Genomic DNA, 410 nt, shown 5'->3' with positions numbered 1-410 from the left:
GGGCTACACGTCGCTGTTCTTCACCATGGTCACCTTCGCCTCCATTATCGGCTCGGTGATTGTCAGCCCATTAACGCGGCGTTTCGATACCGTCAAAATTTACTACTACACCAACCTGCTCCTCGCTGCACTGGCGGTGTTGATGTGGTTCCTGCCCTCCAGCCCGGCTTATCAAACGCTGTGGCTGGTGGTGATCCTCGGTAATGGCGTGATTCTTGGCTTCACATTGCCACTGCACTTCTCATTGATGGCCTTTGCCGATGACTACGGCGAGTGGAAAACCCGCGTACGTTCTTCCGGCATGAACTTCGCCTTCAATCTGTTTTTCATCAAGCTGGCCTGGGCCTCCAGCGCCGGGATCATCAGCCTGCTGTTTATTTTTGTCGCCTACCAGCCAGGCGTGGAAAACC

The 410-nt window shown here is 54.6% G+C and carries 1 protein-coding gene; it reads left to right on the top strand.

Going from position 1 to position 410, the window contains the following annotated elements; translation table 11 throughout:
- Positions 1-410: MFS transporter (locus D7W81_RS41670; protein WP_208721707.1), on the top strand; the 410-nt coding region annotated here is incomplete at both ends.

Source organism: Corallococcus aberystwythensis (assembly GCF_003612165.1).
Classification (GTDB): Bacteria; Myxococcota; Myxococcia; order Myxococcales; family Myxococcaceae; genus Corallococcus; species Corallococcus aberystwythensis.
This window is presented reverse-complemented; position numbering and strand designations above follow the sequence as displayed.